We start from the raw sequence: 16,863 nt of genomic DNA on the forward strand, positions 1-16,863 counted from the left end.
CTTTCCCCATGTAGACACCTCATTTGGTTCATTTTTTATTATAGTAACCTGTGTCTACTTTTTAGTCTAACATCAATTTTTTAGCATCTTTAAACGTGAGTGCTTACATGGAGAAAAATTGATTTCTCTCGCCCAAGTCAATCAGTTAGTGGCTGAATTTATTTATATGTACTATCATTCCGTTCGTCCTCATTCATCATTAAATGGCATGACTCCGTATCAGTATTCAAAATCAATTGCGTAATCTAATTGATGTTCCAGTTTTTCTTGACCAGGTCACACGGCATTATTGGACGACCAGAACGAAAATATCGCATAGGACGAGGACTATGAAAAAACGATTATTACTATGTATATGGATCATGACAGGAGTAATAGCTGGTTGTTCCTCAGAAAAATCTCAAACGAATACAGTAAACATAGACAAAGTAGAAATCGTTGCGCCGAACGTTCAAGGAGCAGGATGGGACTTAACAGCGCGAGCGATGCAAAAAACACTAACAGAAGAAAAAATCTTCACAAAACCAATCACTGTCACAAACAAAGTAGGTGGCAGCGGTGACGTTGGATGGAAATATACGAAACAAAAAGGCGGTCACGTACTGGCGATTAACTCAAGCTTACTCATAACGAACAACCTACTAGGCCACAGTAAACTAACATATAAAGACTTCACGCCGCTCGCAAAACTCGCATCGGACTGGGAAGTCGTTGCCGTATCAAAAGAATCGAACATAGAAAACGCAAAACAACTAATGGAACAACTAAAACAAGACAAGAACAACTTCAAAATCGGTGTTGCCCCAGGCCTAGGAAACGACGATCACCTATCCTTCGTACAAGTAAGCAAAGCATTCGGCATAAACCCTGCCGAACTACAATTCTTCGTCTACGAAAACAAAGAAAAAATCATAAACGCCCTAACGAACAAACAAATCAGCGCCGCAACCCTGACCCTATCCGAAGCCGAAAAACAATACAAAGCCGGCAAAATAAAAATACTAGCCGTATCCGCACCAAAACAGCTAGACCGACTACCAGAAATCCCAACCTGGAAAGAACAAGGAATCAACGTCATATTCCAGCACTGGAAAGGTATTATAGGCCCGAAAGATATGACGGAGGAAGAGGTTGCTTATTGGGATAGTGTTATTAAGAAGATGGTGGAGAGTGATAGTTGGAAGGGGATTTTGAGGGAGCGGGGTTGGAATTCTTATTATAGGGATAGTGGGGAGATGAGGGGGGTTTTGGAGGAGAGTTATGAGTGGTATGGGGGGATGGTTAAGTTTAGTGATTAATACTCTTCTATTGGTTTATTTGTAAGTGATGATATATGTGACGTAAATAATGCTGGATTTTATTTTAATATAGAAATTTCTTTTATTTATTTACTTAAAAGGGTACAATAGAAATATCAAAAAGTGGCCCGAAGGAATGTGAAAAAATGGTAAAAGAGCAAGTTTATAAGTCAACTATTAAGTCCCGTCCACTTCTGTTTTTAGAGATGAAGAAAGTTTCAATCCTATTAAATAAAGGGTTTAAAGAGTTTGAAGTGAAAGAAAAGGCGGTTTCAGAAAATGTTTTTCAAGTTAATACGGAATCAAGAAAAAAGGAAATTGCATCAAGTGTTTTGGCCCGTTTAAAAATATTAGATGATTATTTAATTAGGGGAATTGGATGTGGGGATATAGAATCCAGCAAGGCTATTGTATTATATTCCATTATGAAAACAGACCGTTTATTTTTTGAATTTATGAATGAGGTGTTTAAAGAGAAGTTTGTTTTTAGAGAAGCTTTTCTGACAGATGCTGATTTTAATATATTCTTTGAAAATAAACAGCAGCAAAGTGAAAAGGTTGCATCATGGAATGATTATACATTTTATAAATTGAAACAAGTGTACATTAGAATATTATTTGAAGCTGGTTATTTAAAGAATCAGAAAGGAAATCGAGAAATTGAAAGACCGTTATTAAATATTGATATAGTAGAACATATACGCGCATTAGGTGACGGCATATATATGGATATTTTAGTAGGTGAATAGTGTGAGAAGAATAAATGAACGTCTAGATGAAATTTTACCGAAAATTACAGATGCATCCTTTCGTGAAAATAAAGGATTAGGCAATGAGATAGGGTTTTATATTTTTGATTATGATCCGAAATACGAGATGCTTGTGAGAGAACATATTGTTTATATGCAAGAACGATTAAAAAATGATAGTTCCCTACATATAAGAGAATTCGATTTATATGAAGTGATGCTAGAAATATTAGAGGAAAAAGGCTACTTGCAAAAAAATATCGATATGGAGCAAAAAAAAGGGAGCAACTTTATCTTAAATGCGACACGAAAAGCTTTGCGTCTAACAAGTAACAATGATTTAGTTGTGCAGTATATTACAGATAGAGTACAACCTAATGATATTGTTTTTTTGACAGGAGTAGGAAAAGTATTTCCAATCATTCGCTCGCATACGATATTAAATAACTTACATAAAGCAGTCGACAAAGTACCGTTAGTGATGTTTTTCCCAGGCACATATGATGGACTGGAGCTCGTATTATTTGGTGAAATTAAAGATGATAATTACTATAGGGCATTTCAATTGATTGATAAATAATAGAGAGAATTGGAGGAGAGGTAGTATATGCAAATTCAAAAAATGTTTGAAAAAGAGATTAACCGTGATATTAAAGGTGTTATTAAAGTTGGACAAGATGATGATAAAAACATCTATCAAGAACTAGATGAGTATGTCGTAACCAATGAGTTGTTACATCATATGGGTGAGTTCTTTAAATCATATAAAAAAGGTATTACTGGGCATACGGATAAAATGGGAGTTTGGATTTCAGGTTTCTTCGGATCTGGTAAATCACACTTCTTAAAAATCCTTTCTTACTTATTAGAGAATAAACATGTAATGGATGAAAAAGAAATCGATAAAGATGCCATTTCATTTTTTAATAATAAAATATTAGATCCGATGGTCCTCGCAGATATGAAACTGGCCGGAAATACAACAACAGATGTAATTCTTTTTAATATTGATTCTAAAAGCGAATCGGATTCAAAGTCGGATAAAAATGCAATTGTAAAAGTGTTTAATAAAGTATTTAATGAAATGCAAGGATTTTGTGGCTCGATCCCTTGGATAGCTGATTTAGAACGTCAAATGGTGAAAGACGGGTGTTATGAGGAATTTAAGGCGGAATTTGAACAGATTTCGGGGAATACATGGGAAGAAGCTCGAGAAGATTTTTATTATGAAGAAGATTCGATTATAGAAGCGTTGTCAAAAACAACGAAAATGAGTGAAGATGCAGCACGTAATTGGTATGAACGTGCGGAAGAGGATTATTTCATTAGTATCGATCGTTTTGCTAAACGTGTGCGTGAATATGTAGAAGCGAAAGGAAATAACCACCATGTTGTTTTCCTTATAGATGAATTAGGACAATATATCGGTAATGATTCACAACTGATGCTGAATCTCCAAACAGTAGTAGAAGATATCGGTACGCAGTGCGGAGGAAAAGTATGGGTATTGGTAACAAGTCAGCAAGATATTGACTCTGTTGTTAAAGTTAACGGAAACGACTTTTCGAAAATTCAAGGTCGTTTTGATACAAGATTAAGCCTGTCTAGTGCTCACGTAGATGAAGTAATTAAAAAACGTATTTTATTAAAAAACGAAGTTGGTAAACAAACTTTACGACTTCTTTATGGTGATAACAGTTCCATCTTAAAGAATTTAATTACATTCTCTGGTGATACAGCAGAAATGAAAATATTTAATAATGAGGAAGATTTCGTAGATGTTTATCCGTTTATTCCATATCAATTTAACTTACTACAAAAAGTATTTACAGGTATTCGAATTCATGGGGCATCAGGAAAGCATTTAGCAGAAGGGGAGCGCTCTTTATTGAGTGCATTCCAAGAATCAGCAATGAAATATGCTGAAAGCGAGACTGGAGCTCTTATCCCATTTTCGGCGTTCTATCAAACAATTGAAGCATTTTTAGATTCGAGTATTCGTACTGTAATCATCCATGCGCAAAACAATTCACGCTTAAATGAATACGATGTAGAAGTATTGAAATTACTATTCTTAATTAAATATGTAAAAGAACTACCTGCAAACTTAGAAAATTTAGCAACGTTAATGATTCAAAACATAAGTGACGATAAAATTGAGCTGAAGAAGAAAATTGAAAGTTCATTAATTCGATTAAGTAAAGAAACATTAATTCAAAAAAATGGACAAGAGTATATTTTCTTAACAAATGATGAACAAGATGTTAACCGTGAAATTAAAAATATGCATGTTGATTCAGCGGAAGTTATTCAAAAAATTGGTGATGTCATTTTTAATGTGGTCTATCAAGATAAAAAATATCGTTATTCTCCTAAATATCATTTTAGTTTTAATACAATTATTGACGATCGTCCAATTGGTATGCAGACGAATGATATTGGCTTGAAGATCATTACGCCATATTTCGATGCAACGACTGAATTAAATGACTCTGAATTGAAAATGATGTCTATGCGTGAGAGTAATGTAATATTAAAATTACCGCAAGACACTTCTTATTTAGATGAAATGACAGAGATATTAAGAATACAAGCATACTTGAAAATTAAAAGTGGCACAGCAGCTTCCCAAGCGATCGAAGATATTAAGGTGCGTAAATCAAGAGAAGCGAACGAACGAAAAGATCGCGTTCATACGTATGTAACAGAAGCATTAAAATATGCCGAAATCTTTGTTAACTCGCAGCAATTAGATGTGAAAGAGAAAAATCCTGTTGAGAGAATTAATGATGCTTTTAAAGTATTGATTGATAATTTATATAATAAGCTGCATTATGTGAAGAAATTTATTGACACAGCGAAGCAATTAAATGAATTGTTAGTTGAAAATACAACGCAGTTAACGCTTTCAGGCGATAATGAAGATGCTAATCAGTTAGCGGTTAAAGAGATAAATGACTATATCGCTCGTTTAACAACCCGCAACCAACAGATTACGATTAAGGGCATCACAACCCATTTTACAAAACAACCATATGGATGGAAAGATCTTGATATTGCTTCATTCATTATTAAATTGTTTAAAGGGCAAGAAATTAAATTACAATTGAATAGTATTAATTTAACAACAAGTGAGCGCGATTTAGTAAATTACATAACGAAGCGTGATTATGTAGAACGTGTCATTGTGAAAAAGAGGGAACGTATTTCACCTGCGCTAATGAAAGTTGTTAAAGATCTTTCAAAAGAAGTATTTGAAGTTACTGCTTTACCGGAAGATGAAGACGGATTAATGAATCGATTTAAAGAGCTACTAGCATCTGAGAAGAATAAAATTAATGTATTGCTAGTTCAATATCGTAATACTTTTTATCCAGGCCAAGATGTATTGCAAGATGGTAAAGAATCGATTGAACAGCTACTAAACATTTCAGATACGGCAAGTTTCTATAATAAAGCAAAACAATTACAAAATGAATTCTTGGATTATGCAGAAGATGTGGAGCCTGTAAAAGCTTTCTTTGAAACACAGAGGGATATTTATGATGATGCAGTAAAACGATTAAACATCTTTGAGAAGAACCAAACGTATGTAACGGACCAAAAGGTAACTGGTTTCATTGAGAGTATATCGAAGGTTGTGAAACATAAAGAACCGTATAAAAATATTCATCAGTTGCCAGGGCTTATTAAAGAGTTTGATGAACTATTTGTAGAATTGTTAGAAAAAGAATGTAAACCAATTAAGAATTTAATTGAAGCTGATTATCAAACTGTTTTAGAAGAACTTAATAAGCATGAAGAGATTAAAAGTACGTTCTTTAACAAATTTAAAAATAGTTTTGACGGTATAAAGGATAGATTGAACCGTGTAAACAATTTCTATGAAGCAATTGCAATGCAAACAGAGAGTGACCGATTGAAAGTAAGATGTATTGATGACATTGCAAATGAAGTTGAAAGACGTAAACCGCCTGTTACACCACCGCCTACAGTAAAAACTGGTACTGGTGGAGCGACTGTTATTGATCCAATTGTTGAGTATAAAGCTATAAAGAAAACAATCAGTAAAAATACAATTCTTCGCGGAACGAAAACAATTGAAAGCGAAGAAGATATTGAAGCAGTACTAGATGAAATTCGAAAACAATTACAAAAAGAATTAGAAGACGCTTCAGTTATTAAATTAGTGTAAAGTAACGAAAAGGGAGGTGCTATCCTTCTTTTCTATAGGTGAAATGGAGGAATACATAATGAATAAAACTGCAATTAAAAATTTTGCAGTATCAGCTCGTATGAATTTAATGGACGCTGTAAAGCAAAAAGCGTATGAGCTCGGTATTACAGAAACTGAAATTAAAGAACCAGAAACATATGAAGATGGATTCCGAATTAATAATAAATTTTTTAAAAGTTATGAATTAGAACAACGTACAAAACTAATTCAGAAGATCAAAGAAAAAGACTATAAACAAGTAATTGAAGAAGTTTCCTATACATGGTTTAATCGTTTCATTGCTATTCGTTTTATGGAAGTAAATGAATATTTACCAACAGGTGTACGAGTTCTTTCCTCAGCGCAAAAGGGGAAAAACGAACCAGACGTTATTGGTGACGTAACGAATATCGCTGAAGATTTAGATTTAAACTTAGATATCGTGTATCGATTGCAAGATGAAAACAAAACTGAAGATTTATTTAAATATATTTTAATTAAACAATGTAACAAACTCGGTGAAATTATGCCGATGATGTTTGAAACAATTCAAGATTATACGGAATTATTACTACCAGATAATTTACTTGGAGAAGGCTCAGTTGTACGTGATTTAGTTTCAATGATTGAAGAAGCTGATTGGAAAGAGCAAGTGGAGATTATTGGATGGTTGTACCAATACTACATTTTTGAAGAAAAAGATCGTGTAATTAAATCAAAAAAGAAATATGAAACAGAAGAAATACCATTTGCTACTCAGCTATTTACACCTAAATGGATTGTGCAATATATGGTACAAAACTCATTAGGGCGTTATTGGATTGAATCACATCCCGAAGATAGGGAGTTGATTAATGGTTGGGATTTTTATTTAGAAAATTCGAAATCAGAATTTGATTTTGAAGAGAAGATAGCCCCGTATATTAATAAAGAAATGAAAGTAGAAGAAATAAAGTGTTTTGATCCAGCAATGGGAAGTGGGCATATTCTGGTGTATATGTTTGATGTTCTCTACGAAATATATAATAGATGTGGTTATAGTGATAGAGAAATCCCTAGTTTAATCATTGAAAATAATCTTTATGGGTTAGATATTGATGAACGTGCTTATCAATTAGCTTGTTTCTCTTTGATTATGAAAGGACAACAATATAATAGACGTTTCCTTCGAAGGATTGAAAAGAAAGAAATAACATTAAATTTAGCTTATATTCAAGAAAGCAATCAATTGAATGAAGAAGATATTGTTTATATTGCTGGAGAAAACGAAGGTTCAGTTTACGAGGTAATTAAGGGCTTTATTCATAACTTTAGAGATGCTAATATTTATGGATCATTAACAAAAATCTATGACTTTGATAAATCATTGTTACAAAGTCGTTTGCTTTTTGTCCAAAATGATGTATCTGGAGACTTATTTAATGAAATTAGTAAAGAAAAGGTTATAAATATATTCCCAAGGTTAATTAAACAAGCTGAGATATTAAAAAATACTTTTGATGTTTTAGTCACAAATCCACCATATATGGGTACTAGATATATGCCAGTAGAACTTTCTTCTTTTATCAAAAAAGAATTTAAGTATAATTCAGATTTATTTTCAACTTTTTTAGAGAAATCTATGAAAATGGTTAAATCAGACGGACACCTGGGATTTTTAACTCCTTTTGTTTGGATGTTTCTTTCGGCCTATGAAGATTTAAGACGTTTTATTATTGAAAATAAATCCATTAGTACACTGGTAGAATTAGAATATAATTCATTTGATGGAGCAATGGTTCCAGTTTGTGCATATACACTACGAAACTACTCATCAGATATACCAGGTGAGTATATAAAGCTTTCTGATTTTCCTGGAGTTGAAAATCAAGTGTTGAAGACGCTAGAGGCTGTGAAGGATACTGTTAGTTATCGCTATACAAAAGTGAATGAATTTTATAATTCTATTCCGAGTAGTCCAATTGCTTATTGGATTACAGAAAAATTAAGTAGTGTATTTAATTCACAAGAAAAATTAGTAGAATATATTGATGTAACAGGATCGCAAAATATTACTGCTGATAACGACAAGTTCTTGAGGAAAATATGGGAAGTTAATGAGGAGAGTATTAATAAAAATTGGGCTTTGTATATTAAGGGTGGATATTATAGAAAATGGTATGGAAATATAGAATTTGTGGTAAATTGGTCTGAAGATGCAAGACATTTTTATAAGACCAATAAGACATCGAACTTACTCAATGAAAAATATTGGTTTAGAAATGGATTAACTTATAATGGAATTTCTAATAGAGGGTTTTCTGTCCGGTTGGCAAGAAATGCAATTTACGATAAAAAGGGTCCTACTTTTCATATAAAAGAAGGTATTTCAGAAGAGTACCTAATTGGATTATTAAATACAAAAGTTATTAATTATATAATGAATTTGTATAACCCTACTTTAAGTTATCAAATGAAAGATGTGAATAATTTACCTGTTTTAATAATCAATGATAAAGATATTAGAGCACATGTGGAATCTTTAGTGAAAGAGTGTATTTGTTTGTCGAAGGTAGACTGGGATAATTATGAAACTTCGTGGGATTTTGGAAAGCACCCTTTTCTAAAAAATAATCAAAGTCTAAAGTTATTAGTTGATATTTACGAAAATTGGGATTTAGAAACGAAGAAAAGTTTTAATCAGCTTCAACGGAATGAAGGTGAGCTTAATAATATTTTTATTAAAGTATATGGGCTACAAGAAGAACTAACACCAGAAGTAGATGAAAAAGACATCACAATCCGCCAAGCAGATAAAGAACGAGACATCAAATCCTTCATCTCCTACGCAGTAGGCTGTATGCTTGGCCGCTATTCACTAGATCAAGAAGGGCTAGTATTTGCTGGTGGTGAGTTTGATGTAAGTAAATATAAAGCATTTAAAGCGGATGATGATAATATCATTCCAATTACGGATGATGAGTATTTTGAAGACGATATTGTAAGTCGTTTTATTGAGTTTGTTCGTGTTACGTTTAGTGAAGAGACGCTAGAAGAGAATCTTGATTTTATTGCAGAAGCTTTAAATAAGAAGGCGAATGAAACATCTCGTCAATGTATTCGTCGTTATTTCTTGAAAGATTTCTTTAAGGATCATGTGAAGACGTATCAAAAGCGTCCGATTTATTGGTTGTTTGATAGTGGTAAAAATGATGGGTTTAAAGCTCTCGTTTATATGCATCGTTATGATGTTGGTACAGTAGCTCAGGTTCGTACTGATTATCTTCATACGTTGCAACGTAAGTATGAAGCGGAAATTGCACGTCGTGATGTATTACTTGAGTCTGATGCTTCAACAAAGGATAAGACGCGTGCAAAAAAAGAAAAAGAAAAGTTACAAAAACAACTCCTTGAGTGCCAACAATATGATCAAGTAATTGCCCATATTGCAAACCAAAAAATAACAATTGATTTAGATGATGGTGTGAAAGTAAACTATGCGAAGTTCCAAAATGTTGAGCTTCCGCAAGGAGAAGGTAAAAAACCACTTAAGGCTAATTTATTAGCAAAGATTTAACGTGTTATAATATGTGAAAACTACAATAGATTCAGCGGTAACGCTGAGTCTATTTCTTACTATTGAGAGTTGGTGAGGTATGAATACAAAAAAAATAAATCCTGTCCTACAAGATACGTTCAATAAAGAGTTAACAGAAGGAAAGAAGCGTCATATTGTTTTTTGGTACGATGAAGCTGGCGAGTTTATCGAAGATATAGATGAACTGAATTTAGAAGGTGTTCGTATTTGGAAATTAACTCCGCATAATATGTTTGCCACTAAGTTAGAAGTAGAAAAAAATGATGTGAATTCTAACTTTTTAATTTATGCAAATATGGCTAAGCCTTCAGCAAGAGAAGATTGGCTACTTGATGTGTATAAGTATAGTCAAGAGTTTGCAACAGATAAAATGACTGTCATGATGAGAGAATTAGGTATAACAAATGATGCTGCTTTGCGAGATGTATTTAAGAAATATACAAAGTTCTTTAAGAGTAAAGAACGTGAAGCGTTGTTTAAATCGTTTTCAGTTCCTGAATATACAGAAGAACAAATTGATCTTACTGTATTAGCATCTTTATGTAAATGTAGTATTGTGAATTTGGATGAAATAATAAAGGCGTTATTTAGAGAACAACTAAAAGAAACGAATAAGTATTGGGAGAGCATTCAAAAGTTTGGTGATGAAGAGACATTTTGGAGCCTTGTAGAGAAAACATATGGATATAATTCACAAAAAAAGTCAATCAATTCACTCCTTATTTTCTTCTTATTAACAAATGTTAGTGAAACATTTGGTGGGGATATACCAAAAACATGGCACCCATACATCTCAGCTATGCCAATGAATGCTATTGTATTTATGAATCAATTTATGAATCATAGTGCGGATGAAGTAATTTACAATGAGCTCGCAAATACGGTGGAAAAACAAGTGAAAGTGACGGAGCACCTACAAAGTAAAGAAATAAAAGATTATATAACGTCAGATACGTTCCGTTGTTTTGATACAAGCATTATTACTTATATTACAAAACAATTAATGGATGCAATTCATGATTACACGTCATATATAGAAATAATTGTGGCAAGAAGAAAGTTACATTGGTTTAGTGTATTCCGTAATGAATACGAAGCACTGTATCAAGCGATTCAGTTATTTCAACAAATATATGAAATGGGTAATGCAATTACTGAATCACAGCCATTTGATTTATTTAAAGCATACGAGAGTAAATATCACAATATAGACACAGCATATAGAAAATTTTATGTAGCATTCGATCAGATTGAAGATAAAGATGGTTTTAGGGCACTTCGAGATAAAGTAGAAAACATATATACAAATGTATATATAAATGATTTAGCAATAAAATGGTCAGATGCGCTTGTGGGGGAACAAGAAAAATATTGGCCAATTGCAGGTCTAGAGTCACAATATACATTTTATCGATCATTTGTACAACCATTCGTTAATAAAGAGGAAAGAGTGTTTGTAATTATATCAGATGCACTCCGTTATGAAGCTGCAAAAGAGTTATCTAATGTTTTGAATTTAGAACGAAAAGCATCGACTGATATTGTCGCGATGCAAGGTGTTCTGCCTTCGTATACGGACTTAGGGATGGCGACACTACTTCCATATAAGTCAATCACTTTTAATGAAAATGCTGAAGTATATGTAAATGATTACAAAGCATCAAGTACAGAAAATAGAGCAACGATTCTTTCAAATCATTATAAAGATTCTACAGCTATTCAATATAAGGATTTAGCCGCAATGAATCGTCAACAATTTCGCGATGTCTTTTCTGGAAAAAAAGTAAGTTATATTTATCATAATGTAATTGATGCACGAGGTGATCATGCAGCAACAGAACATGAAGTGTTTCATGCGGTGGAACAAACATTGAAAGATATTCGTTCTTTAGTAAATCAGCTTATTAATACTGTTAGCGCATCTAATATCGTTATTACGGCGGATCACGGATTTATTTATAATCGAGATACATTGCAAGCTAGTGATAAAGTGAAAAAAGATGTGCTGAATACAGATATTGAAAAACGACGATTTGTTATCTCTAGTGAATCCAATTCTATAGAAGGTACAATGAATTTTTCAATGGACTATGTGTTAGGTGAAGGTTCTGGAAAGTATGTAAAAGTACCACGAGGGGCGAATCGTTTCGCTGTTCAAGGTACAGGAGCAAACTATGTACACGGTGGTGCAATGCTACAAGAAATAGTAGTGCCAGTAATTAAGTTTAAAAATGATCGTAGTAAGTCTAGTAAGAATGATGTGAGAAAGGTTGAAGTGAAATTAACAAGTTTAACAAGAAAGATTACAAACAGTATTACATATCTGGAGTTCTTCCAAACGGAAAAAATTGAAGATAAGAAAACACCATTGCGCTTAAAGGTTTATTTCACTGATGAAGAGGGAAATCGAATTTCTAATGAAAATATTATTATCGCAGATAGTCAGTCTTCTAAGCCAGAGGATCGTACGTTTAAAGAAAAGTTTGTGCTAAAGAGCATGACTTATGATAAAACGAAGAAATATTATTTAGTGTTAGAGGATGAGGACGAAACTGTTGAAAATATTTATGAGAGAGTAGCGTTTACGATTGATATAGCAATTACAAATGATTTCGGTTTTTAAATAGAGGAGAAGGTACTTTTTAGGGGGAATGAAAATGAAGAAACATATGTTAGTAACATATGTTAGTAACATACAGTGCAGAATGTGCAGAAAATAATCACGTTGACCCGAATTTTACACATTTAGTATATGGTGATTCAGGTGATAATGCAAAAAGGATTGTAAGAGAACTAACAGAAGGTTCATTTATGTTTTTTAACATAAATATTGGAGGAAAACGTTACATTACAGCATACTTTTATATAGAAAAAATTCTTCAAAAAGGTGTGCATGATTCAGAAATAGCAGCTTTAAATGTTGATGCTAAAGTTGATGATGTAATTGTCTTTGGGAGTAGAATCCATTCTAAAATTTTAACAGCCCCATTGCATTTAGATAGAGGGTTGATGGAACGACTGACATCACTAAATGCAGCTAAGGCATATTTTGATGAGAAAATAGAAAATGGTATTTCAGAATTAAGTGCGGTTAATAGTAAAACAAAAACACCTCGTATATTAAGTGAAAAAGATAAAGAACATCTCCTTAGTATTTGTAAAAAAAGAGGTTAGTACAAAATACTTTAATTCTGAGGGGTTATTATGATGGAGGATCTAAATATAAAATTAAATAAACACTTTGCAGGAAAAGTAGTACGTAAAGATTTAACAAAGAAAATTAAAGAAGGTGCGAATGTACCAGTTTATGTACTTGAATATTTGCTTGGTATGTATTGTGCAACGGACGATGAAAAGAGTATGAATGATGGCGTACAAATGGTCAAAAAGATTTTATCGGATAATTTCGTACGCCCAGATGAAGCGGAGAAAGTAAAGTCGAAAGTTAAGGAGCTTGGTAAGTATACTGTCATTGATAAAATTGGTGTGAAATTAAATGATAGAAAAGATATATATGAAGCTGAGTTTTCTAATCTTGGATTAAATGGGGTTCCGATTTCTTCACATTATGTAAAAGAATTTGATAAGCTCCTTGCAGGTGGTATATGGTGTATTGTAAAAATGGAATATTATTTTGATGAAGAATCGAAAGGTACAAGCCCATTTAGCATTGAGAGCGTTACACCAATTCAAATGCCTAATATGGATTTAGAAGAGATGTTTGAACAAAGAAAACAATTTTCAAAAGAAGAATGGATTGATGTACTTATTCGTTCAACTGGTATGGAGCCAACTCAATTAGAGGACACAGTAAAGTGGCATTTGCTTGAAAGAATGGTACCACTCGTAGAGAATAATTACAATTTATGTGAACTTGGGCCGAGGGGGACAGGGAAATCACATATTTATAAAGAGATTTCACCTAATTCGATTCTAGTATCGGGTGGTCAAACAACGGTTGCAAATTTATTTTACAATATGTCGACTAGAAAAATAGGATTAGTTGGCATGTGGGATACGGTAGCGTTTGATGAAGTTGCAGGAATTACATTTAAAGATAAAGATGGCATCCAAATTATGAAAGATTATATGGCTTCAGGTTCTTTTGCCCGAGGACGTGAAGAAAAAAATGCTAGCGCTTCTATGGTTTTTGTAGGAAATATTAATCAAAGTGTAGATGTATTATTGAAAACCTCGCACTTGTTTGATCCGTTCCCCGAAGCAATGGCATATGATTCGGCATTCTTCGACCGAATGCATTACTATTTACCTGGGTGGGAAATTCCTAAAATGAGGCCCGAGTTTTTCACAAATGAATATGGTTTTATAACAGATTATTTAGCGGAGTTTTTAAGAGAAATGCGAAAACGTTCTTTCTCAGATGCGATCGATAAATATTTTAGATTAGGAAATAATTTAAATCAACGAGATGTAATAGCAGTGCGTAAAACTGTTTCGGGTTTGATTAAGTTGTTATATCCGAACGGTGAATATATAAAAGAAGATGTGGAAGAAGTACTACGTTACGCTCTAATAGGACGCAGACGTGTGAAGGAACAATTAAAGAAAATTGGCGGTATGGAGTTTTATGATGTCAATTTCTCTTATATTGATAATGAATCAATGAATGAAGAGTTTGTATCGGTTCCAGAACAAGGTGGAGGAACTTTAATTCCAGAGGGGATGAACAAGCCAGGGCATATTTATACAGTTGCTCGTGGGAAAACTGGAATGATCGGTACTTATAAATTGGAAACAGAAGTTGTGAGTGGTAATGGTAAGTTTGAAAAAACGGGATTAAATTCAGATCGAGATGCTAAAGAAAGTATAGATATCGCCTTTCGATTCTTTAAAGCAAATAATAAAAATATAAGTGGTACTATTAGTACAACAACAAAAGACTACTTAATGCATATTCAAGATATTCATGGAGTTGGATTAACTGGTGAGTTATCGCTTGCAGCATTTATCGCATTATGTTCAGGTGAATTGAATAAACCAGTACAAAGCCAAATGGTTGTATTAGGATCTATTAGTATAAGTGGAACAATTAATAAAGTAGAAGAATTAGCCAATGTATTACAAGTTTGTTTTGATTCAGGAGCGAAAAAAATACTTTTACCGATGGCATCGGCTGTAGACATACCAACCGTACCGCCTGAATTGTTTGCTAAGTTTCAAATAGGTTTTTATCAAAGTGCAGAAGATGCGGTGTTTAAAGCTTTAGGGGTAGAATAATACAAAAGGCAAATGGGGAAATTCCATTTGCCTTGCATGTTATTCAATAGTAACAATAAAATAGATATTTATTTTATGAATAAGTAGTTATATTAGATGTTATAGAAATGCTTATTGTTACCATCTATAACATGTGTACGGGGCCTTCAGAAGAAAGAGAGTACCAATAGTGTCATTCCAACATGGGAAGAATAAGGAATTGATACTGTCTTTTAACACTGGAAGGGGGTTAGCGGTCTGAAAGATATGATTTAGAGTAGTATTTGGAAGAGGCTCGTATATTTTTAATGATGACAAGGTGTTAAAAAATACAAGTGAAAATGGAGTTTAAGGAGCGTAATTTAGGATCGTTTTTTAGAAATGATATGATAGAGTTTTTTGCTAACTTATCTTTTATAAATATGAATAAATATGTTGTAAAGGGTTTAGTTAAGTGAAATAGGTGAACTCAAATAGTGCATCTAAGTCAATACAACATAATGTTAGTTTAAAATGTTTATTATTGGTAGTACTGAGGATTGAGAGGTAGGGGGACATGATAGTAAACAGTAACAGATTTAACTTTCAATTGATATGGATAAGGTATACATACAGGTTATGGAACATGAGATTGAAGTAGAAAAACCCTACGAAATAAGGGTTGATAATGGTTTGGGAATTTTCCTTACATCACAATACCAGTAAATTCAAAAGAAGTCTTATTCATATAGTGTATAGCATTTTTTTTATAAATTGTTCTTTGCTTTCAAAATTAAAACCTGTACATATATAGGAATTACTTTTGTTGTCTATTTATTGTTATAATTTTATATAATGAAATAAAGATGGAAGGAATATAAATGATCCTAAGGTAAAACAAATATTGCTGAAATAAGTAAAAAAGAAAGGAATGTATAAAAATGTTTGCAGGATTAACAATTGAAACAATAAGTAAATTTTATCCAATTATTGCTATTATTATAACATTGGTTACAGGGGCTTTCATGTATATTTGTGGTCAATTTATAAACGTAGTAACAACTAATGCACTTGATGGACGATTCAAAGATAAATCTAATCAAGTTAAACTTAAATTTTGGTTTTATGCTACAGGTATATTGTTAGGAACTATATTTTATTTAATTTATGCTATAGTTCTTTATCAATGTTTGCATGGGTATCTTTATTCTTTTGCCTTGCTTTTAAATGTTATTGTTTGTTTTTTTATGTTCATTTATTTTGTTATCACTTTATTACCAATCAAATTGTTTCAAAAAATTATTAAAACGAAGTGGCATTTCATGTTGTTTTTAATCCATATAATTTCCAGTGTGTTAATGGTTGCTTCTCTTTCATATGAATATCTCGAAAAAGACAATTATTTAAACTTTTTATGGAATACAGGAACAATAGTTTTTTTATTAAGTATATTCCATTTTCCTATGCTTATAAAATCTAATAGTGAAAAGAAGCAGAAATTCAAATATGATATTTACCCCATTACGGAAGAAGAATTTAAAAATATCAAAAATCTAAAATTTGATTACCAAATGGATGAGAACAGGATAGTTTTTTATACAGGAGAATCTGAAGAAAAGACTTCGTATATATATGACTCTTCTTTAAAACTCTACATGAAATGTATTAAGCTGAGTGGGACGGACATTAATACTAATCAACTAAAAACATCTAGTACCATTGAAACTAATACTACAGGTCATGTGGAAAACAATTGTTAGACACAGTCTAACAATTGGAGGTGCAGTTTTTTGTATGACAAAATTTACGAAGGATTCAAAGTTAAAG

The 16,863-nt window shown here is 32.5% G+C and carries 9 protein-coding genes and 1 pseudogene; all 10 read left to right on the top strand.

The genetic code is table 11. From position 1 onward, the window contains the following. Positions 1 to 82 precede the first annotated feature (82 nt). Positions 83 to 244 (top strand): annotated as a pseudogene (locus JDS99_RS27895) (integrase core domain-containing protein); the annotation flags it as partial. Between the two features lie 85 nt (positions 245 to 329). Continuing rightward, positions 330 to 1,298 (top strand): tripartite tricarboxylate transporter substrate binding protein, encoded by a 969-nt coding sequence (locus JDS99_RS27900; protein WP_199696147.1) that lies wholly within the window; start codon positions 330 to 332, stop codon positions 1,296 to 1,298. Positions 1,299 to 1,444: 146 nt separating this feature from the next. Next, the gene (brxA, locus tag JDS99_RS27905; protein ID WP_199696148.1) at positions 1,445 to 2,047 is read left to right on the top strand and encodes a BREX-1 system RNA-binding protein BrxA; all 603 of its coding nucleotides are present in this window, start codon (positions 1,445 to 1,447) and stop codon (positions 2,045 to 2,047) included. A 1-nt stretch (position 2,048) separates the two neighbouring features. Further along, the gene (gene brxB, locus JDS99_RS32140) at positions 2,049 to 2,627 is read left to right on the top strand and encodes a BREX-1 system protein BrxB (RefSeq protein ID WP_199696149.1); all 579 of its coding nucleotides are present in this window, start codon (positions 2,049 to 2,051) and stop codon (positions 2,625 to 2,627) included. A gap of 27 nt (positions 2,628 to 2,654) precedes the next feature. Next, a complete protein-coding gene (brxC, locus tag JDS99_RS27915; protein ID WP_199696150.1) occupies positions 2,655 to 6,242 on the top strand; it encodes a BREX system P-loop protein BrxC in 3,588 nt (1,195 codons plus the stop codon). 58 nt (positions 6,243 to 6,300) lie between these two features. After that, positions 6,301 to 9,819, top strand: a complete 3,519-nt coding sequence (gene pglX, locus JDS99_RS27920; RefSeq protein ID WP_199696151.1) for a BREX-1 system adenine-specific DNA-methyltransferase PglX — start codon at positions 6,301 to 6,303, stop codon at positions 9,817 to 9,819. A gap of 79 nt (positions 9,820 to 9,898) precedes the next feature. Next, on the top strand, positions 9,899 to 12,463 hold the full coding sequence (gene pglZ / locus JDS99_RS27925; protein ID WP_199696152.1) for a BREX-1 system phosphatase PglZ type A: 2,565 nt from the start codon (positions 9,899 to 9,901) through the stop codon (positions 12,461 to 12,463). Between the two features lie 59 nt (positions 12,464 to 12,522). Beyond that, on the top strand, positions 12,523 to 13,014 hold the full coding sequence (locus tag JDS99_RS27930; RefSeq protein WP_199696153.1) for a hypothetical protein: 492 nt from the start codon (positions 12,523 to 12,525) through the stop codon (positions 13,012 to 13,014). A gap of 33 nt (positions 13,015 to 13,047) precedes the next feature. Next, positions 13,048 to 15,078 carry a protease Lon-related BREX system protein BrxL gene (gene brxL, locus JDS99_RS27935; RefSeq protein WP_199696154.1) on the top strand — a complete coding sequence of 677 codons (2,031 nt, stop codon included), beginning with the start codon at positions 13,048 to 13,050 and terminating at the stop codon, positions 15,076 to 15,078. An 899-nt stretch (positions 15,079 to 15,977) separates the two neighbouring features. Further along, positions 15,978 to 16,796: a hypothetical protein gene (locus JDS99_RS27940; RefSeq protein ID WP_199696155.1), complete on the top strand. Its 819-nt coding sequence runs from the start codon at positions 15,978 to 15,980 to the stop codon at positions 16,794 to 16,796. Positions 16,797 to 16,863 lie beyond the last annotated feature (67 nt).

This window comes from Bacillus cereus group sp. N6 (genome assembly GCF_016483705.1).
Taxonomy (GTDB): domain Bacteria; phylum Bacillota; class Bacilli; order Bacillales; family Bacillaceae_G; genus Bacillus_A; species Bacillus_A wiedmannii.

Excerpts from the sequence above, each read along its gene's own strand:
- JDS99_RS27940 (WP_199696155.1), top strand. The coding sequence starts at position 15,978 with ATGTTTGCAGGATTAACAATTGAAACAATAAGTAAATTTTATCCAATT.
- brxL (WP_199696154.1), top strand. The coding sequence starts at position 13,048 with ATGGAGGATCTAAATATAAAATTAAATAAACACTTTGCAGGAAAAGTA.
- pglZ (WP_199696152.1), top strand. The coding sequence starts at position 9,899 with ATGAATACAAAAAAAATAAATCCTGTCCTACAAGATACGTTCAATAAA.
- JDS99_RS27930 (WP_199696153.1), top strand. The coding sequence starts at position 12,523 with ATGTTAGTAACATACAGTGCAGAATGTGCAGAAAATAATCACGTTGAC.
- JDS99_RS27900 (WP_199696147.1), top strand. The coding sequence starts at position 330 with ATGAAAAAACGATTATTACTATGTATATGGATCATGACAGGAGTAATA.
- brxA (WP_199696148.1), top strand. The coding sequence starts at position 1,445 with ATGGTAAAAGAGCAAGTTTATAAGTCAACTATTAAGTCCCGTCCACTT.
- pglX (WP_199696151.1), top strand. The coding sequence starts at position 6,301 with ATGAATAAAACTGCAATTAAAAATTTTGCAGTATCAGCTCGTATGAAT.
- brxC (WP_199696150.1), top strand. The coding sequence starts at position 2,655 with ATGCAAATTCAAAAAATGTTTGAAAAAGAGATTAACCGTGATATTAAA.